This is a genomic window from Pseudomonas sp. RIT623 (genome assembly GCF_004519305.1).
Lineage (GTDB): Bacteria > Pseudomonadota > Gammaproteobacteria > Pseudomonadales > Pseudomonadaceae > Aquipseudomonas.
In genome coordinates, this window is record NZ_SOZA01000002.1 from 284,572 (window position 1) to 302,539 (window position 17,968).

At 64.9% G+C, this 17,968-nt stretch carries 17 protein-coding genes; all 17 read right to left on the reverse strand.

The features are described from left to right. Positions 1-76 precede the first annotated feature (76 nt). The 17 genes from E3U47_RS03240 to E3U47_RS03320 all read right to left on the reverse strand — a co-directional run bounded on the left by E3U47_RS03240 (position 77) and on the right by E3U47_RS03320 (position 17,929). Positions 77-403, reverse strand: coding sequence for a hypothetical protein (locus tag E3U47_RS03240; RefSeq protein ID WP_134689569.1), 327 nt, complete (start codon positions 401-403; stop codon positions 77-79). After that, on the reverse strand, positions 400-1,323 hold the full coding sequence (locus tag E3U47_RS03245) for an alpha/beta hydrolase (RefSeq protein ID WP_134689570.1): 924 nt from the start codon (positions 1,321-1,323) through the stop codon (positions 400-402). The genes E3U47_RS03240 and E3U47_RS03245 overlap by 4 nt, the downstream gene beginning before the upstream one ends. After that, positions 1,295-2,572 (reverse strand): flavohemoglobin expression-modulating QEGLA motif protein, encoded by a 1,278-nt coding sequence (locus E3U47_RS03250; protein WP_134689571.1) that lies wholly within the window; start codon positions 2,570-2,572, stop codon positions 1,295-1,297. Before E3U47_RS03250 ends, E3U47_RS03245 begins: the two co-directional genes overlap by 29 nt. A 61-nt stretch (positions 2,573-2,633) precedes the next feature. Next, positions 2,634-3,182 (reverse strand): hypothetical protein, encoded by a 549-nt coding sequence (locus E3U47_RS03255; protein ID WP_134689572.1) that lies wholly within the window; start codon positions 3,180-3,182, stop codon positions 2,634-2,636. 29 nt (positions 3,183-3,211) lie between these two features. Then, positions 3,212-3,916 (reverse strand): TetR/AcrR family transcriptional regulator, encoded by a 705-nt coding sequence (locus E3U47_RS03260; protein WP_134689573.1) that lies wholly within the window; start codon positions 3,914-3,916, stop codon positions 3,212-3,214. Positions 3,917-4,125: 209 nt separating this feature from the next. Next, positions 4,126-5,628: a lysine--tRNA ligase gene (gene lysS, locus E3U47_RS03265; RefSeq protein ID WP_134689574.1), complete on the reverse strand. Its 1,503-nt coding sequence runs from the start codon at positions 5,626-5,628 to the stop codon at positions 4,126-4,128. A 92-nt stretch (positions 5,629-5,720) separates the two neighbouring features. Beyond that, a protein-coding gene (gene prfB, locus E3U47_RS03270) for a peptide chain release factor 2 (protein ID WP_134689589.1) occupies positions 5,721-6,816 on the reverse strand; the annotation gives its coding sequence in 2 pieces (ribosomal slippage) (positions 5,721-6,743 and positions 6,745-6,816; 1,095 coding nt in all). Continuing rightward, complete coding sequence (locus tag E3U47_RS24865) at positions 6,742-7,155, reverse strand: hypothetical protein (RefSeq protein ID WP_167659420.1); 414 nt, start codon at positions 7,153-7,155, stop codon at positions 6,742-6,744. Before E3U47_RS24865 ends, prfB begins: the two co-directional genes overlap by 75 nt. A gap of 319 nt (positions 7,156-7,474) precedes the next feature. Then, the gene (locus tag E3U47_RS03280; RefSeq protein ID WP_134689576.1) at positions 7,475-8,479 is read right to left on the reverse strand and encodes a PleD family two-component system response regulator; all 1,005 of its coding nucleotides are present in this window, start codon (positions 8,477-8,479) and stop codon (positions 7,475-7,477) included. A gap of 51 nt (positions 8,480-8,530) precedes the next feature. Continuing rightward, positions 8,531-9,544, reverse strand: coding sequence for a chemotaxis response regulator protein-glutamate methylesterase (locus E3U47_RS03285; protein ID WP_134689577.1), 1,014 nt, complete (start codon positions 9,542-9,544; stop codon positions 8,531-8,533). Continuing rightward, positions 9,541-11,841, reverse strand: a complete 2,301-nt coding sequence (locus tag E3U47_RS03290; RefSeq protein ID WP_134689578.1) for a hybrid sensor histidine kinase/response regulator — start codon at positions 11,839-11,841, stop codon at positions 9,541-9,543. Before E3U47_RS03290 ends, E3U47_RS03285 begins: the two co-directional genes overlap by 4 nt. Further along, positions 11,838-12,503: a chemotaxis protein CheW gene (locus tag E3U47_RS03295; RefSeq protein ID WP_256591220.1), complete on the reverse strand. Its 666-nt coding sequence runs from the start codon at positions 12,501-12,503 to the stop codon at positions 11,838-11,840. The genes E3U47_RS03290 and E3U47_RS03295 overlap by 4 nt, the downstream gene beginning before the upstream one ends. Next, positions 12,500-13,747: a protein-glutamate O-methyltransferase CheR gene (locus E3U47_RS03300; protein ID WP_134689579.1), complete on the reverse strand. Its 1,248-nt coding sequence runs from the start codon at positions 13,745-13,747 to the stop codon at positions 12,500-12,502. Before E3U47_RS03300 ends, E3U47_RS03295 begins: the two co-directional genes overlap by 4 nt. After that, positions 13,744-14,265, reverse strand: coding sequence for a chemotaxis protein CheW (locus tag E3U47_RS03305; protein ID WP_134689580.1), 522 nt, complete (start codon positions 14,263-14,265; stop codon positions 13,744-13,746). The genes E3U47_RS03300 and E3U47_RS03305 overlap by 4 nt, the downstream gene beginning before the upstream one ends. Before the next feature lie 5 nt (positions 14,266-14,270). Next, positions 14,271-15,893 (reverse strand): methyl-accepting chemotaxis protein, encoded by a 1,623-nt coding sequence (locus E3U47_RS03310; protein ID WP_134689581.1) that lies wholly within the window; start codon positions 15,891-15,893, stop codon positions 14,271-14,273. Positions 15,894-16,021: 128 nt separating this feature from the next. Further along, positions 16,022-16,705 (reverse strand): tellurite resistance TerB family protein, encoded by a 684-nt coding sequence (locus E3U47_RS03315; protein WP_134689582.1) that lies wholly within the window; start codon positions 16,703-16,705, stop codon positions 16,022-16,024. A 117-nt stretch (positions 16,706-16,822) separates the two neighbouring features. Further along, a complete protein-coding gene (locus tag E3U47_RS03320) occupies positions 16,823-17,929 on the reverse strand; it encodes an NADH:flavin oxidoreductase/NADH oxidase (RefSeq protein WP_134689583.1) in 1,107 nt (368 codons plus the stop codon). Positions 17,930-17,968: the final 39 nt, after the last annotated feature.

Genomic DNA, 17,968 nt, shown 5'->3' on the forward strand with positions numbered 1-17,968 from the left:
CCAGTCTTCGAGCTCTCGAAATTCATAAGTGCTACGGGGTACGGCAACAGAATTGCACTCTCTAACCCCCGCCCTCTCACTGCACCTGCTGCGGCGTCTCCTGCCCCATGCAACGCACCGCACGCTTGCGGTTGTCCACCAACACGCCGGTCAGGCCCTTCTGCTCGGTATCGAACAGCACCAGCACGCCATCGATGCACTGCGCCACCTGTGGCGCCGGGGTAAGGGAAAGCTTGTAGTCCTCGCCGGGAATGGTCTTGAGCATGGTGAAGTCCTGCAACAGCAGCGCATCCTGCGGCTTGGCGAAATGCAGGTAGCCGTAGTACCAGAGGACCCCCACCGTCACGATGATGCTGCCGACACCGGTCAGGATCAGGGGGATGGCGTTGCGTTCTTCACTCATTGCGCGTTTTTCTCGTCAGGGTAGTTGGGCACTTCGGCCAAGCGGCGCAGGCCATTGAAGTGCGTGGGGTCGTCCAGGAAGCGCAGCATCACCTGGCGCCAGGTCGGGTCGGCAAAGGTCTGCACATGGTCGCCGCGGGTCAGTTGCAGCACCCGTGGCGGTGGCGCGTGCTGGTACAGGCGCAGGCCGTTGGCCAGCGGCACCAGGTTGTCGTCGATGCTGTGGAAGAACAGTTTCGGTGGGCTGTCCAGGCGCTCGATCGAACGGATCGCGCTGTCGCCGTCCGGCACCAGCCACGACAACGGCACCTGCAGGGGCCAGGTCATCCAGGACGTGCTCAACGCGTAGCGCCCCACCGCGCGGTAGCTGGCCGGCACGCCATCGAACACCAAGGCGCTGAAGCGCTGGCGCTGTTGCGGGTGTTGCGCCAGGTAGTGGATGGCCATGGCTCCGCCAAGGCTCTGCCCCAGCAGCACCAACGGCTTGCCTTGCGCCTGGGGCGCCTGGTCGAGCCAGCTCAACGCCGCGGCGATGTCGCCATACACCTCGGGCAGCGTCGGCTTGCCCTGGGACAGGCCGTAACCGCGGTAGTCGATCATCAGTACCTGGTAGCCTTCCTTCGGCAACCAGTAGCTGCCGCCAAGGTGCCAAGCCAGATTGCCACCGTTGCCATGCAAGTGCAGCACCGTGCCCTTGATCGCGACACCTTCGGGCACCGGCAACCACCAGCCGTGCAGGCGGGTGCCGTCGGTGGCGGTCAGGGTCAGGTCCTGGTAGGCGAGCCGGGCCTTCGCCGGGGTAAACGGCTGGCCTGGCTCGGGGTAGAACAGCAGGCTGCTGCAGCCGGCCAACAGCAGCAACCCCAGGCCGAGGGCGAGGTGACGCCAGGCGTCAGAGAATGTTCGCGTAGTCGGCTTCAATGCGGTCCAGGCTCAGGTGGTTGAGGAAGTTGGAAAAGCACATCCAGGCCGACAGCGCGTTGAGGTCGCGGAACTGCTCGGGCAGGTACTTGGGCGGCTCCACCAGGCCTTCCTCGACCAACTGGCGCAGCGTGCGCATGTCTTCCAGGGTGGTCTTGCCGCAGAACAGCAAAGGGATCTGCTCCAGCTTGCCCTTCTTCACGGCCAACTGAATGTAGTTGTAAACCATGATGAAGCCCTTGAGGTAGGACAAGTCCTTGGTGAATGGCAGGCCATTGGGCACCGAGCCGCGGAACACCCGGCTGGCGTTGCTGTAGCTCTGGCCCATCTCGAAGCCCTGGCCACGGAAGAACTCGAAGACCTGCAGGAAGTCCGCGCCCTCCTCGACCATGTGGATGGCGCGGGTGCGGTTGGTGAGCTTGCGCAGACGGCTGGGGTAGGAGGCGAAGGCGATCACCTCCATGAGGATGGCCAGGCCTTCCTGGGTCACCGTGGACGAGGGCGGGCCCTTGGCCAGGAAGGTGCAGATCGGCTGGTTGAGGCCGTTGAGGGTGGTGCCGACATGCACCAGGCCCTCGTGCACCTCCAGTGCCCGCACGTCGCGGCTGTTGAACATGGCGTCGGCGCGCACCTTGATGTAGTCGGCCCCCGCCGCGGCGTCGGCGACGATACCGTCGGACTCGAACACGCGGATGGTTTCCTCGGCCTCGCCGAACACCTTGTTCAGGCGGCGCTGCAGGATCGCCACCGCCTCTTTCGCCGTGAGGTTCTTCGGCTCGTCCTTCAGGTCGCCGCGGCCGTCGATGTTGTTCAGGTAGTCCGAGAGCATCAGGCCCAGGTCGGCCAGGGTCGGGTCACCGGCGTGGAACGCGTCCGAGGCTGCCCCGTAGAGCTCTTGGGAGATCAGGCCAAAGTCCTCGGTACCGCGCGCCTCGAGCATGCGCACCACCATGCGGTATTCCTTGCACATGCGCCGCATGATCTGCCCGACCGGGTTGAACTGGCCAAGCTGACGGGTGATATCGCGTTCGATGCCCTGGAATTCAGCCTTGAGTGCATTGGAGTCGAACGACAGTGGGCGGCTCTGGTAGTAGGCCCGGTCCACTGCCGGCGGCTCCTTGCCCTTGGCCTTGAGAAAACCCTGGCGGATGCCGTCGTCCCACTTGACCGCGTCGAGCACGCGGATCGGGGTCTGCGCGGCGACGATACGGTCGGACAAGCTGCGGATGGTTTGCTGGTATTCGTCCACCGGGGACTCCTTGCATTCGAATGAGCCTGGTTCGCCGGCAAGGCCGGCGAACCGCGCCCTGCTACTTGGCGGCACGCTGGAAGCGCGCCACCTCGACGAACAGGTCCGAGTTGGCCGGGTCGTCCAGGTACGCCAGCACCCGCTGCGCCGGGCTATCGATCAGCACGCCCTCGCCGTTGTCGTCCGGCACTGCGGTACTGCGCCCGCTCAGTTCCTTCTTGGCCACAGCCTGCTGCACCTGTTCGACATCGAGGTTGTAGATCACCAGCTCCTTGCCATCGACGATATCGAAACCACCAATCAGGAAATTGCCGCCCAGGCGCTTGGGCACGCCAGCCGACAGGTACCAGCGGTTGCCATGCCGGGCCACGGTGAAGGCATATTCCTCGGGCGCCTTGCCCTGGGCGCGGGTCACGGCCTTGTAGGTATTGCCACCGGCGCGGCTGATGCTCAACCTCAACGGCTGGCCCCAGGCGTCCTTGCTGCTCCATTGGCCGAGCAAGGCTTTAGGCGCCGCCTGGTTGGCCGGCAGCGGTTCGTCGAAGGTCACCAGACAACCGCCCAGCAGGAGGAATGACAAGGTCAACAACACCACACGCCAGGCTTTCATCTGCTTCTCCTTGAAAAATCGTTCGCCACTCAGGCCGAAACCAGCACCATCTGCAAGTATCGGACAAGGATAGCGAGCATCTGCTCATCGGCCCGTGCATTCGCGTCCTCGAGCAGGCCCTGATATTCCATCTGCTCGATTATCGCCGTCAACATCTGGGCATCCTGCTCGGGGTGGCGCGAGCCGACCACTTGCAATATCTGCCGTGCGCCATGCAGCAAGATCTGCTCGTGAGCCTGTACCAGCTCTGCCAGGCGACGGCACAGCAGCGCCTCCTGGCGGAAGGCCTGCTCGGCCATGAGGAAGTCGCGGCGATTGTTGAGCTGGCGCAGGACGTAGTCAGCCAGCATGCGCGCCACTTCATCGGCCAGTTGCGCCCGGGCCTGAGCCGTGCCATCGCCCTGGGCGAGCAACTGGCGCAACACGCCTTCGGTATTGGTCCACAGCTTGGCCATGTAGGCGGCGCTGCGCTCGACATACTGGGCGAAGGTGTCGGCCAGCAGGTCCTGGATGTCCTTGAAGTAATAGGTGGTGGCCGACAGCGGCACACCGGCTTCAGCCGCCACGGCGCGGTGGCGCACGCCACGCACGCCATCACGCACGACGATGCGCATGGCCGCGTCGAGAATCTGCTGGCGGCGCTGCTCGCTGCCCTGGCGGGCGGTCTTGCGGCCCTGGTACTGCACGCTCTCAGCGACGGCGGTGGCGATGCCGGCGGCGCCTTGGTGGGGCATTGCGGGGGTCACTCTGGTTTACCTCACGAACAGTGGGTTGCCTGTACCGGCCCATTCGCGGGGCAAGCCCGCTCCTACAAGTACAGCACAGCATTCCTGGCCGGCGCTATACCTGTAGGAACGGGCTTGCCCCGCGAAGAGGCCAGTACAGACAACATAAAGCTTCAGGCAAGAAAAAGCCGCCTCGAAAGGCGGCTTGTTCACATCACTCAGGCCTGTGGACGCATGTGCGGGAACAGGATCACATCACGAATCGACGGCGAGTTGGTCAACAGCATCACCAGGCGGTCGATGCCGATGCCTTCACCGGCGGTCGGTGGCATGCCGTACTCCAGGGCGCGAACGAAGTCGGCGTCGTAGTGCATCGCTTCGTCGTCACCGGCGTCCTTCTCGGCTACCTGAGCCAGGAAGCGCTCGGCCTGGTCTTCGGCATCGTTGAGCTCGGAGTAGGCGTTGGCGATCTCGCGGCCACCGATGAACAGCTCGAAACGGTCGGTCACGGCCGGGTTGTCGTCGTTGCGACGGGCCAGCGGCGAGACTTCGAACGGGTACTCGGTGATGAAGTGCGGCTGCTCCAGCTTGTGCTCGACCAGTTCCTCGAAAATCATCACCTGCAGCTTGCCCAGGCCTTCATGGCCGAGCACCTTGGCGCCGGCCTTCTTGGCGATGTCGCGGGCACGGTCGACGTCTTGCAGGTCGGCGGCGGTCAGCTCGGGGTTGTACTTGAGGATCGAGTCGAACACCGACAGGCGCACGAACGGCTCGCCGAAGTGGAATACCTTGTCGCCATACGGCACGTCGGTGCTGCCCAGCACCAGCTGCGCCAGCTCGCGGAACAGTTCCTCGGTGAGGTCCATGTTGTCGCGGTAGTCGGCGTAGGCCTGGTAGAACTCGAGCATGGTGAACTCGGGGTTGTGCCGGGTCGAAACGCCTTCGTTACGGAAGTTGCGGTTGATCTCGAAGACTTTCTCGAAACCACCGACCACCAGGCGCTTGAGGTACAGCTCCGGCGCGATACGCAGGAACATGGCCATGTCCAGGGCGTTGTGGTGGGTTTCGAACGGCTTGGCCGCGGCGCCGCCGGGGATGGTCTGCAGCATCGGGGTTTCCACTTCGAGGAAGTCGCGCTCGATGAGGAACTTGCGGATGTGCGAGATCACCTGCGAACGCACACGGAAGGTGTGGCGGGTTTCCTCGTTGACCATCAGGTCGACATAGCGCTGGCGGTAGCGCTGTTCGGTGTCGGTCAGGCCGTGGTGCTTGTCCGGCAGCGGACGCAGCGACTTGGTCAGCAGGCGCACATTGGTCATTTCGACGTACAGGTCGCCCTTGCCGGAACGGGCCAGGGTGCCTTCAGCGCTGATGATGTCGCCCAAGTCCCAGGTCTTGACCGCGGCCAGGGTTTCTTCGGGCAGGGTCTTGCGGTTGACGTAGACCTGAATGCGCCCGGTCATGTCCTGGATGACCATGAACGAGCCACGGTTGAGCATGATGCGACCGGCAACCTTGACCGGAATCGCGGCTGCTTCCAGCTCTTCCTTGGTCTTGTCCGCGTACTGTTTCTGCAGGTCGTTGCAGTAGCTGTCGCGGCGGAAGTCGTTGGGGAAGGCATTGCCCTTGGCGCGCTCTGCGGCAAGTTTTTCCTTGCGCAGGGCGATCAGGGCGTTTTCTTCCTGTTGCAGGTCTTGCGCTTCGGTCTTGAGGTCGCTCATGTCGTCATTCTTTCCATCAGGTATTCGTTGCCCTCGCGGGTGAGGGATCGCGGGGCAAGCCCGCTCCCACGGGCCCGCCACGGCGGTGATGCTTACAGCCCCTGCTTGAGGCTCGCTTCCAGGTACTGGTCGAGGTCGCCGTCCAGGACCTTCTGGCAGTCGCTGCGCTCGACGCCGGTACGCAGGTCCTTGATGCGCGAGTCATCGAGCACGTAGGAACGGATCTGGTGGCCCCAGCCGATGTCCGACTTGCTGTCCTCCAGCGCCTGGGAAGCGGCGTTGCGTTTTTGCATTTCCAGTTCGTACAACTTGGCCCGCAGCATTTTCATGGCGGTGTCTTTGTTGGCGTGCTGGGAGCGTTCGTTCTGGCAGGCCACCACGGTGTTGGTCGGCACGTGGGTGATACGTACCGCGGAGTCGGTGGTGTTGACGTGCTGACCGCCGGCACCGGAGGAGCGGTAGGTATCGATGCGCAGGTCGGACGGGTTGATCTCGATCTCGACCTTGTCGTCGATCTCGGGCGAGACGAATACCGCCGAGAACGAGGTGTGGCGACGGGCACCGGAGTCGAACGGGCTCTTGCGTACCAGGCGGTGCACGCCGATCTCGGTGCGCAGCCAGCCGAAGGCGTACTCGCCCTTGATGTGCACGGTGGCGCCCTTGATGCCGGCGACTTCACCTTCGGACAGTTCGATGATGGTGGCGTCGAAACCACGCTTGTCGGCCCAGCGCAGGTACATGCGCAGCAGGATGTTGGCCCAGTCCTGGGCCTCGGTGCCGCCGGAGCCGGCCTGGATGTCCAGGTAGGCGTTGTTCATGTCCATCTCGCCGCTGAACATGCGACGGAACTCGAGCTGGGCGAGGGATTCCTCAAGCCCTTGCAGCTCGGTCTCGACATCGCTGACAGCGCCTTCATCGTTCTCCTCGACAGCCATGTCGAGCAGGTCCTTGCAGTCGGTGAGACCGTTGGACAGTTTATCGAGGGTCTCGACCACCTGTGCCAACATGGCGCGCTCGCGGCCCAGGGCCTGGGCGTACTCGGGCTTGTTCCAGACAGCGGCGTCTTCCAGCTCGCGGTTTACTTCGACCAGACGATCATGTTTGTGATCGTAGTCAAAGATACCCCCGAATGGACTGGGAACGCTCGGTGAGGTCCTTGATGGTGTTCAGGATCGGTTGGATTTCCATGGGCGGGTAGCTCTCGTACGAATTCGGTGAAAAGCCCGCGAGTATAACCGAGTCTCGGGGTTGGCGGCAGACCCGCCGGGCGGCATGGACGCATTCCATGAACGCAGTGTTGCCCTTGCCCTTGCCCTTGCCCTTGCCCTTGCCCTTGCCCTTGCCCTTGCCCTTGCCCTTGCCCTTGCCGTTGCCGTTGCCGTTGCCGTTGCCGTTGCCGTTGCCGTTGCCGATCAAGAGGCTAACGCCACCCCCAGCGAGCGACAGCTGCGCCAGTGCAGGCGCCACCCCTAATTTCGCGACTTCAGGAGGCCGAACGCAGGCCTTGCGAAGGGAGGTGACGGGCATGGATGCCCGTCAAGCGCTGGGGCCCAGGATGGGCCCTACAGCGCGGTCCTCCCGGGAGCAAGGCCGGAGTGAGGCCTCCTGAAGTCGCAATTTGTGTCGCCTGAACTATCGCGCGCTTAGAAGCAAAAGCAAAAACAAGAGCAAAGAGCAAAGAGCAAAGAGCAAAGAGCAAAGAGCAAAGAGCAAAGAGCAAAGAGCAAAGAGCAAAGAGCAAAGCAATTTGGCTCTTAGTCTCGGCCCGTCATTTCCTCTTACCGGTAAGCCGGCTCGCGCAGGATGAATACAGGCTGTAAAACTTCAAGCCCCTGCGGGAACACACTTAGGCAATCCCAACCTGATTACGCCCATTGTTCTTGGCCAGGTACAGCCCTTTGTCCGCCGCCGAGATAAGTTGCCGGCAATGGCTGCCCACACTCGGTGTAAGGGTCGCCAAGCCAATGCTCACGGTCAGGTGCGAGGCCGTCTCGGGCACCGTGTGGGCAATGTTCAACCCCATGATGGTCTGGCGCAGCTTCTCGGCAATCAACCGCGCGCCGCCCGGCGAAGTATTCGGCAGCACCAGGGCGAACTCCTCACCGCCGTAGCGCGCCGGCAGGTCAGTGGGCCGCGAACAGCAGCCACGGATTGCCTCGGCCACCTGACGCAAGGCCTCATCGCCGGCCAGATGGCCGAAACTGTCATTGAATGCCTTGAAAAAATCCACATCGACCATCAGCAACGACAACTGCTGCTGTTCACGCATCGCCCGGCGCCATTCCAGCTCCAGGTACTCATCGAAGTGACGGCGATTGGACAACCCCGTGAGCCCATCCGAGTTCATCAACCGCTGCAGCATCAGGTTGGTGTCGAGCAACTGCTGCTGGCTCACACGCAAAGCCCGGTACGCCTCGTCGCGCTGCAGCAAGGTCAGGTAAGAGCGCGAGTGGTAGCGGATACGCGCCACCAGTTCGATGGTGTCCGGCAACTTGACCAGGTAGTCGTTGGCCCCGGCGGCGAAGGCCGCGCTCTTGACCAGCGGATCCTCCTTGGTCGACAGGACGATGATCGGAATGTCCTGGGTGGCCGGGTTGTTGCGGTATTCGCGTACCAGGGTCAGGCCATCAAGGCCAGGCATGATCAGGTCCTGGAGGATCACCGTGGGCTTGATGCGCATGGCCTGGGCCACCGCCTGGTGCGGGTCGGCGCAGAAGTGGAAGTCGATGTTCTCTTCGTGGGCGAGGCCACGGCGCACCGCTTCGCCGATCATGGCCTGATCGTCGACCAGCAGGACCATCGCCGCACTTTCGTTGATGGTCGTGAAACCTTCGATCGGTAGATCATTCATGCGTAATCACCCGTCCACTGCCGGCCACGCGGCGCGACTCAATACATATCGTCATTTCGGAAAGATTTCCATCAGTCGTCCGGCGATTCGCTCCAGCGGACGTATTTCCACCGCCGCGTCGATCGCCGCGGCGGCTTTGGGCATGCCGTACACCGCGCTGCTCTGCTGGTCCTGGGCGATGGTCAGGAAGCCCTGCTGGCGCATCAGTTTCAGGCCTTGGGCGCCGTCGCGCCCCATGCCGGTGAGCAGCACGCCCACCGCATCGCCGGACCAGCAGCGCGCCACGCTCTCGAAGAACACATCGATCGAGGGCCGGTAGATTTCGTTGACGGGCTCGGCAGTGTAGGCCAGCTCGCCATTCTTAAGGAGGCGGATATGGTGGTTGGTGCCGGCCAGCAGCACCTGCCCCGGCTGCGGCGGCTCACCCTCGCGGGCCAGGCGCACCGGCAGGCCGGAGGCGCTGCTGAGCCACTCGGCCATGCCGGCGGCGAAAACCTGGTCAACATGCTGGACCAGCACGATGGCCGCCGGAAAACTGCGCGGCAGCCCCTTGAGCAGTACTTCCAGGGCGGCCGGCCCGCCCGCGGACGAGCCGATAGCCACCAGTGCGCGGCGCTGCGAGGCCTCGCGCTGCGGCACGCTAACCGCTCGAGGCGCACTGGGCCGCTGCTGGCCGATCAGCCAGCCGATGTTGAGGATCTTGCGCAGCAGTGGCGCGGCCGCCTCGCGTGCATCGCCCGCGCCCAATGCCGGGGTGTCGACCACATCCAGGGCGCCATGGCCCATGGCCTCGAACACCCGGTGCACGTTCTGCTTGCGATCCACGGTGACGATGACGATGGCGCAGGGGGTTTCGGCCATGATGCGCCGGGTCGCCTCCACGCCGTCCATGACCGGCATGATCAGGTCCATGAGGATCAGGTCCGGCGTCTGCTCGGCGCACAGGCGCACCGCCTCGGCGCCGTTGCCGGCGACCCAGATCACCTGGTGCGCGGGCTCGAATGCCAACGCCCGGCGCAGGGCCTCGACGGCCATGGGCATGTCGTTGACAATGGCGATTCTCATCCCTGGGCACCTCCGATCAGCTCCTCGACCGCATCCAGCAACGCATCGTCATGGAAGCTGGCCTTGGCCAAATAATAGTCGGCACCGGCATCCAGTCCACGACGCCGGTCTTCTTCGCGATCCTTGTAGGACACCACCATCACCGGCAACGATTGCAAGCGGTTGTCGCGCCGCACCAGGGTGACCAGCTCGATCCCGTCCATGCGCGGCATGTCGATGTCGGTGATCAACAGGTCGAAATCATCGCTGCGCAGCGCGTTCCAGCCGTCCATGCCGTCCACGGCCACCGCCACTTCGTAGCCGCGGTGGCCCAGTAGCTTGCGTTGCAGCTCGCGCACGGTGAGCGAGTCATCGACCACCAGGATGCGCTTGCGCACCGCACCCTTGGCGCCCCGCCCACCGCGCTCGATACGCTCCAGGCGGCCGGTGCTGAGCAGCTTGTCCACCGAGCGCAGCAAGTCCTCGACATCGACGATGAGCACCACCGAACCGTCGTCGAGCAAGGCCCCGGCAGAGATGTCCTGGACTTTGCCCAGGCGCGGATCCAGCGGCATCACCACCAGCACCCGCTCGCCGATCAGCCGCTCGACGGCCACCCCATAGAGCTGCTCACGCTCGCGAATCACCACCACCCGCAGGCTCTGTTCGTCGCCCTGGGCCGCCGGCCGGTTGAGAAGCTGGCTGGCGGCCACCAGGCCGATGTGTCGCCCTTCGTGCCAGAAGTGCTGCCGCCCTTCGATCTGCACGATGGCCTCGGCCGCCACGTCGACGGTGCGCTCGATATGCGCCAGCGGGAAGGCATAGGCCTCGCCGCCCACCTCGACGACCAGGCTGCGAACCACCGACAAGGTCAACGGCACTTCCACATGGAAGCAACATCCCTGGCCGGCCACCTGGGTCAACTCGATGGAGCCGCGCAGCTCACGGACCATGTGCTGTACCGCGTCCAGGCCGACACCGCGCCCGGACACTTCGGTGACCGTGTCGCGCAGGCTGAATCCCGGCAGGAACAGGAATGTCAGCAGCTCGGCCTCGCTCATCTGCGCCACCGTCTCGGCCGGCGACAATGCGCGCTCGACGATACTCTCGCGCAAGCGCTGCAGATCGATGCCGGCACCGTCGTCGGACAGTTCCAGGATCAGCAGCCCGGCCTGGTGCGAGGCGCGCAGGCGCACGGTGCCCTCGCTCGGTTTGCCGGCCAGCAAGCGCTGCTCGGGCAGTTCGATGCCATGATCGACCGCGTTGCGCAGCAGGTGTGTCAGCGGTGCCTCGAGCTTTTCCAGCACGTCACGGTCGACCTGGGTCTTCTCGCCCTCGATCAACAGGCGCACCGGCTTGTCCAGCGAGCGCCCGAGGTCGCGGACCATCCGGCTCTGGCCGGTGAGCACATCGGCGAACGGACGCATGCGACAGGCCAGCGCCGTGTCGTACAGCAGTTGCGCGCGCTGGCTGGCCTGCCAACCGAATTCGTCGAGATCGGCCGCCTGCTGCAACAGGATCTGCTGGGTTTCAGCCAGCAACTGCTGGGTCTGGGCCAGCGCTTCCAGCACCTCCGGCCCCTGCCCGCTCTCTTCCAGCTGGGCCTTCAGGCCATCGAGGCCGCGCATGCCCTGGCCATGCATGCGCTTCAGGCGCTGCAGGGTGGCCAGGTAGGGTTTCAGCCGCTGGGTCTCGACCAGCGACTTGCTCGACAGGTCCAACAGGCTGTTCAAACGGTCGGCGGTCACCCGCAATACCCGCTCTCCCCCCTCGCCACCGCGCTTGCCGGCCTTGCGGGCAGGCACGGGCTCAGCTTCGGGTTCAGGCTCCGGCGGGGCCTGGAGCGTTGGCTCGGGTTCCGGCCGCGCCGGCAAGGCAGCGGGCGGCGCGCTTGGAACGCCAGCCTGGGCGATCACCGGCACGGGCGCCGAAGGGTCGAGCAGTGCTGTCATCTGTGCCAGGAACACCGCCACGGCGGCGTCGCCACCCTGATCTCCAGGGGTCGCGATGCGCATCAACAGGTCAGTGCCCTGCAACAAGGCGTCGATATGCTCCGGGCGCAGCAGCAGGCGCCCCTCCTGGGCGGCCACCAGGCAGTCTTCCATGACGTGGGCGACGCTGACCCCGGCATCGATACCGACAATCCGCGCCGCCCCCTTGAGCGAGTGCGCCGCACGCATGCAGGCCTCGAGTTGATCGGGTTGCGCAGGGTTGCGCTCCAGCGCCATCAAGCCGGCGCTGAGCACCTGGGTCTGGGCCTCGGCCTCCAGGCTGAACAGCTCGAGCAGCGACGCATCGCGCATTTGCTCCGGGGTCATGACAGGCTCCGCTTCACGGCTGACATCAGGTGTTGTTCATCCAGCACTCGCACGCTGCGCCCTCGCCACTGCAACACGGCGGCGGTGAAATGCGCCGCATCGCGGCCGTTGTCCTGGCCCGCAAGGTCGAGACGATGGATGCCGTCGATCTCGTCCACCGGCACCACCACCGGCCCGCCCTCGGCCGCCAGGATCAGCATGCGCGGCATGCTCCGCCCGGTGCGCTCCGCGCCCGCCTGCGTCGGCACGCCCAGCAGGTCGGCGAGCGACAGGCAAGGCACCAGCGCACCGCGCACATTGGCGACGCCCTGCAGCACCCGCGAACGCTGGTGCGGCAACGAGTGCACCGGCTGCGCCGGGGCGATCTCGGCCAGGCAGGCGGTGGCCAGGGCCAGCCACTCCTCGCCCAGGCGGAACAGCAGCATCGAGCGGCCGACCGCGCATTCCTCCACGATGGCCGTTTCGACCTGCTCGTCCTGGACCAGCGCATAGCGGTCCAGCAGGCGCGTGGCCGCGTCGGCATACACCTCGCAATTGCGGCAGTGCACATGCCGCTCCAGCAACGGGCACTGCTTGTCGCCATGCACGCCGATGCGGTTCCAGCAATCATCGATGGGCTGGTCGTCATTGGCGATCAGTTGCATATGGTATCCGCCGCTCATCGTTCAGACTCCCTGCCGGCCCGGGCGGCACGCTCCTGTAGGCGCCGGGCACCGGCCTCGTCCCCCTGCGCGGCCAGCAGCATGGCCAGGTGCATCAGTGCCTCGGGGTGCTGCGGCTCGAGGTAGAGCGCCTTGCGATAATGGGTGATGGCCTGCGCGGCATCGCCTTCGGTGTCACTGAGCAACCCCAGCCAGTAATAGACCTGCGCCTTGGGGGCGAACTGGCGCAGATAGCGTTCGCAGTCCGCCCTGGCCTGCTGGTTTTCACCGGCATTGGCCTGCCGGGCAATGAGGGCCAGCAACTGCGCTTCGTCTTGTGCCGGTACCGGCGCCGCTGGCGCGGCGCTCGACTTTGTGACTCGGGGCGGCAGTGCCACGACACGTGGCGGCGGCGGCGGCGCGACCGGCTGGCGCGCAACCGGCAACGGCTTGGCAGCAGGCGGAGGGGCATCATCCTGGCGCACGTAGGCGAATGACTGGGCAATCCCCAGCGGGCGCATGCCCAGGCGCGCCAGCAGGCTGCCCTCGGCGGGGCCGATGAACAGCACGCCTTGGGCGTGGATCAGGCGCTTGAGCACCTCGAACACCCTCTGCTGGGTCGGAACATCGAAGTAGATCAGCAAGTTGCGGCAGAACACGAAATCGTACAACCCTTCACGCGCCTTGAGCGCTGGGTCGAGCACATTGCCCGCCTGCAGGCTGACTTGCTGGCGCACCCGCTCATCCAGGCGATGGGTATCGCCGCTTGGGCTGAAGTGCCGCTCGCGAAAGGCCAGCTCGCTGCCGCGGAAGGAGTTGCGGCCGTACAGCGCCTGCTCGCCCTTGGCCACCGAACTGGGGCTGATATCAATGCCATCGACGCGGAAAGCGCCCGGGCTCAGGCCACCGTCGAGCAAGGCCATGGCGATCGAGTAGGGTTCCTCGCCCGTCGAGCACGGCAGGCTGAGGATGCGCAGGGGCCGTGCGCCGGCAAGTTCTGCCGCACGCTTGTGCGCCAGCCCCGCCAGCGCGGTGAAGGATTCGGGGTAACGGAAGAACCAGGTCTCCGGAACGATGACCGCCTCGATCAGGGCCTGCTGCTCATCGCTGGACTGCTGCAAACGCAGCCAGTAGTCATCGAGATCCGCAGCCTGCACGAGCGTGCAGCGCTGGCGCAGGGCGCGCTCGACCATCGCTGTGCCGACCGACTCCACGTCCAGCCCGATACGTTCCTGCAGGAAACGGAAGAAACGTTGCTCGCTCATGCTGGCTCCTGCCCGGGCTCGACGGGGTACAGCAGCTCACGCACCGTATCCGACAACAGGTCGTTCACCTGGATGCGCTGCAACAAACCGCGGGCGTCCTGGCGCACCGGCCCGAGGTAGCGCGCGTCGGCATTGTCCAGGCCGTATGGCTGGAATTCCTCGGGGGCACAGCGCAGCGTATCGGTGGCCTGCTCCAGGACAAGCCCCAGTTGCAGGTCAGGGCGCCGCGAGTCAGCGCGGTAGTGCACCAGTACCATCCGCGTACTGCTGCGCGACTGTGCTGGCACACCGAAGCTCAGCGCCGACAGGTCGATCACCGGTATCAACGCGCCACGATGGGCGAGCACGCCGGCCACCCAGGCCGGCGCCTGGGCGATGGGCTTGAGGGTACGGCACGGCAGCACTTCGATTACTTCGCGCACGTCCAGGGCAAAGCGCTGGTCGGCGATGCGAAATTGCAGGTACAGCACGCCCTTGCCGGCTGATTCGCGATCCTCGCGAGGGGACGGTTCGTTCATCGTCGTCAGACTTTGAACCGCGAAACACCGCCACGCAGCCCGGCGGCTACCTGGCTCAGTTCGTCGATGGCGAAACTGGCTTGGCGCAGCGATTCCACGGTCTGGGTGCTGGCGTCGCTGAGCTGGGCCAGCGCCTGGTTGATCTGCTCCGCGCCGGTGGCCTGGGCCTGCATGCCTTCGTTGACCATCAGCACCCGCGGCGCCAACGCCTGGACCTGGTGAATGATCTGGCTCAGTTGCTCACCCACCTGCTGCACCTCGAACATGCCTCGGCGCACCTCCTCGGAGAACTTGTCCATGCCCATCACCCCGGCCGACACCGCCGACTGGATCTCGCGCACCATCTGCTCGATGTCGTAGGTGGCCACCGCGGTCTGGTCGGCCAGGCGACGTACCTCGGTGGCGACCACGGCGAAACCACGGCCATACTCGCCGGCTTTCTCCGCCTCAATGGCGGCATTGAGCGACAGCAGGTTGGTCTGGTCGGCCACCTTGACGATGGTGACCACCATCTGGGTGATGTTGCTGGCCTTCTCGTTGAGGATCGCCAGCTTGGCATTGACCAGGTCGGCGGCGCCCATCACCTGGTGCATGGTCTCCTCCATACGCGCCAGCCCCTGCTGGCCGGAACCGGCGAGGCTCGAGGCCTGGTCGGCGGCGCTGGTGACCTCGGTCATGGTACGCACCAGGTCGCGGGAAGTCGCGGCGATTTCCCGCGAAGTGGCGCCAATTTCGGTGGTGGTGGCGGCGGTTTCGGTGGCGGTGGCCTGTTGCTGCTTGGAGGTGGCGGCGATCTCGGTGACCGAGGTGGTCACCTGCACCGACGAACGCTGGGCCTGGGACACCAGGTTGGCCAACGACTCGGCCATCTCGTTGAAACCGCCCTCGATGGCGCCGAACTCATCCTTGCGGTCCAGGCTCAGGCGCATGCTCAGGTCGCCCGAACGCAGGCGGTCCAAGGCATGCACGATACGCTGCATGGGCGCGGTAATCGCGCGCATCAGCAGCAGGCCACATACGCCGGCCGCCACGATCGCCAGCAGCAGCGAGACGATCATGCTGCCCTTGGCCGTGGTCACGGCACCGACGATTTCGTTGGTCGCGGCATCGGCGGACTCACGGTTGCGCTCGATCACCTCGTTCAGGTGCTGGCGCCCTTCCTTCCAGGCCGGGGTGAGCACCTCGGCGATCAGGCGCTGGGCCTCGGCATAGTTTTTTTGCTGGTAGGTGGCCAGCACCTGGTCGACGAGCTTGACGTAGGCCTCTTCCAAGCGGGTGAATTCGTCGAAGGCAGCCTGGTCACTGGCCTCGCGAATGGTCGCCTGATAACTGGCCATGTGCTTCTTGAGTCGATCGTCGAAGCTGTCGAACAACTGCTGGTCGGCAGTGGTGAATTCGCGGTGGTTGGACAGGCCCACCAACTGCTGGCTGGTGACATAGCTGTCGACCCAGGCGCTACGGATCATCGAGCTGTAGTAGAGGCCAGGAATGCTGTCGGACCCGACCGCCTCCTCGCTGGACTCGATCGCCACCAGCCGCGAGTAGGCGGCCACGATCATCAGCAGCATGATGGCGATGATCACGGCGAAACTTGCCAGGATCCGTTGGCGCAAGGTCCAGTTCTTCACATTCAGCCCTCAGGAATTCGATACGAGCGGGAAAAATCGCCGAAGTATAGCCCAGGCTTGTTGTGCAATCGCGGCTGAATGCTACGGGATTCAGGCGTCCCTGCCTGCTGGAATGGCCAAAAGCCGGTTCATTGACCCCCGGCAAGCCGGACCTGGTTCTCCAGCTCCTGGCGCAAAACCGGATCGAGGCGCAACTGACGGGCCAACTCATCGAGGTAAGCGCGCTCCATGAAGTTTTCCTGGTCGACCATCATCACGCTGGCCAGGTACATCTCGGCGGCCATCTCTGGGGTCTGCGCGGCGCGGGCCACCTCGACCGGGTCCAGTGGTTTGTTCAGCTCGGCATGCAGCCAGTGCTGCAACTCGCGATCGCTGTCCAAGCGGGTGAACTCGCCTTCGATCAACGCCCGTTCACGCTCATCGATATGGCCATCGGACTTGGCCGCCGCCACCAGCGCCCGCAATACCGCCTGGCTATGCTGCTCGGCCTGGGCCGGTGGCAGGCGGTCGAGGGTCTGAGGTTCACGATTGCCCTCGCCCTGGCGTGCCTGCCAATTGCCATAGGCCTTGTAGGCCAGCACACCAAGCGCGGCCAGGCCACCATAGGCGAGGGCCTTGCCGCCGTACTTGCGCGCTTGCTTGCTGCCCAGTAGTAGTCCCATGGCTCCGGCCGCCAGGGCGCCACCACCGGCACCGGAAAGCAGGCTGCCCAGGCCTGCCGTGCCCTTGTCACTGGTGCGCTTGCCTTGATGCTCCTGCAACAGCGACTGACCGGATCTGAGCAATTGATCGAGCAGACCGCGAGTGTTCATCTGGCATATCTCCTGAGGGTGAGGGAATCAGGGTAGGCCCACTCGCTGAATCCTCGCTTAACGCATTTGCATCCGGATGTTGCTCCTACGCTTTCAGTCCTCCGGTCTGCCGCGGAATCAGTCGCGAAGGTCCGACTCGTGGATCGGGTTGGCTCGGCTGGTGGCCCGCTGGTACTGGGCCGGCCAGGTGGCCTTGTTGCCGCCGAGGTCATCATCGGCGTGCAGCGGCCAATATGGATCGCGCAACAGTTCCCGGGCGAGGAAGATCACATCGGCCTGGCCGGTACGCAGGATATGCTCGGCCTGAGCGGGCTCGGTAATCATGCCGACAGTGCCGGTGGCGATTTCCGACTCCTTGCGTACACGCTCGGCAAAGCGGGTCTGGTAGCCAGGGCCGGTGGGGATCTCGGCATTGACCGAAGTACCGCCGGAGGAAACGTCGATCAGGTCGACGCCCAGGCCGCGCAGGCGGCGCGCCAGTTCGACGGTTTCGTCGGGGTTCCAGCCATCTTCCACCCAGTCGGTGGCCGACACCCGCACGAACAGCGGCAACTCCTGGGGCCATGCCTTGCGTACCGCCTCGGTAACCTGCAGGGTCAGGCGGATGCGGTTCTCGAAACAACTGCCGTAGCTGTCGCGGCGCTGGTTGCTCAGTGGCGAGAGGAACTGATGCAGCAGGTAGCCATGGGCCGCATGGATTTCCACCACCTTGAAGCCTGCTTCCAAGGCGCGTTCGGTGGCGGCCACGAAAGCGTTGACGACCCCCTGGATCTCGTCTTGGCTCAGCTCCTGCGGTGGCGTGTGCTCGGGGTCGAAGGCGATTTTCGACGGCCCCACCGGTTGCCAGCCGCCGTCTTCGGGCTTGACGCTACCGTGCTGGCCCAGCCATGGGCGATGGGTGCTGGCCTTGCGCCCCGCATGGGCCAGCTGGATGCCGGGGACGGCGCCTTGGGCGGTGATGAAGCGGGTGATGCGTTGCAGCGGTTTGATCTGCTCGTCTTGCCACAAGCCGAGGTCTTCGGCGGTGATGCGACCGTCGGGGGTTACCGCGACGGCTTCGGTGATCACCAGGCCAGCGCCGCCGACGGCGCGGCTGCCCAGGTGGACCAGGTGCCAGTCGTTGGCCAGGCCGTCCATGGCGGAGTACTGGCACATGGGGGATACGGCGATACGGTTGGGCAGGGTCAATTGACGCAGGGTGTAGGGCTCAAGCAGCAGGCTCATGAGGGCACCTCCCAGGGACTCCAATGGTTTTTCCGGTCC

What these genes read in the sequence shown, in the direction of transcription:
- E3U47_RS03240 (WP_134689569.1), bottom strand. Translation starts at nt 403, where the DNA reads ATGAGTGAAGAACGCAACGCCATCCCCCTGATCCTGACCGGTGTCGGC.
- E3U47_RS03255 (WP_134689572.1), bottom strand. Translation starts at nt 3,182, where the DNA reads ATGAAAGCCTGGCGTGTGGTGTTGTTGACCTTGTCATTCCTCCTGCTG.
- E3U47_RS03260 (WP_134689573.1), bottom strand. Translation starts at nt 3,916, where the DNA reads ATGCCCCACCAAGGCGCCGCCGGCATCGCCACCGCCGTCGCTGAGAGC.
- lysS (WP_134689574.1), bottom strand. Translation starts at nt 5,628, where the DNA reads ATGAGCGACCTCAAGACCGAAGCGCAAGACCTGCAACAGGAAGAAAAC.
- E3U47_RS24865 (WP_167659420.1), bottom strand. Translation starts at nt 7,155, where the DNA reads ATGCCCGTCACCTCCCTTCGCAAGGCCTGCGTTCGGCCTCCTGAAGTC.
- E3U47_RS03280 (WP_134689576.1), bottom strand. Translation starts at nt 8,479, where the DNA reads ATGAATGATCTACCGATCGAAGGTTTCACGACCATCAACGAAAGTGCG.
- E3U47_RS03285 (WP_134689577.1), bottom strand. Translation starts at nt 9,544, where the DNA reads ATGAGAATCGCCATTGTCAACGACATGCCCATGGCCGTCGAGGCCCTG.
- E3U47_RS03290 (WP_134689578.1), bottom strand. Translation starts at nt 11,841, where the DNA reads ATGACCCCGGAGCAAATGCGCGATGCGTCGCTGCTCGAGCTGTTCAGC.
- E3U47_RS03295 (WP_256591220.1), bottom strand. Translation starts at nt 12,503, where the DNA reads ATGAGCGGCGGATACCATATGCAACTGATCGCCAATGACGACCAGCCC.
- E3U47_RS03300 (WP_134689579.1), bottom strand. Translation starts at nt 13,747, where the DNA reads ATGAGCGAGCAACGTTTCTTCCGTTTCCTGCAGGAACGTATCGGGCTG.
- E3U47_RS03305 (WP_134689580.1), bottom strand. Translation starts at nt 14,265, where the DNA reads ATGAACGAACCGTCCCCTCGCGAGGATCGCGAATCAGCCGGCAAGGGC.
- E3U47_RS03315 (WP_134689582.1), bottom strand. Translation starts at nt 16,705, where the DNA reads ATGAACACTCGCGGTCTGCTCGATCAATTGCTCAGATCCGGTCAGTCG.
- E3U47_RS03320 (WP_134689583.1), bottom strand. Translation starts at nt 17,929, where the DNA reads ATGAGCCTGCTGCTTGAGCCCTACACCCTGCGTCAATTGACCCTGCCC.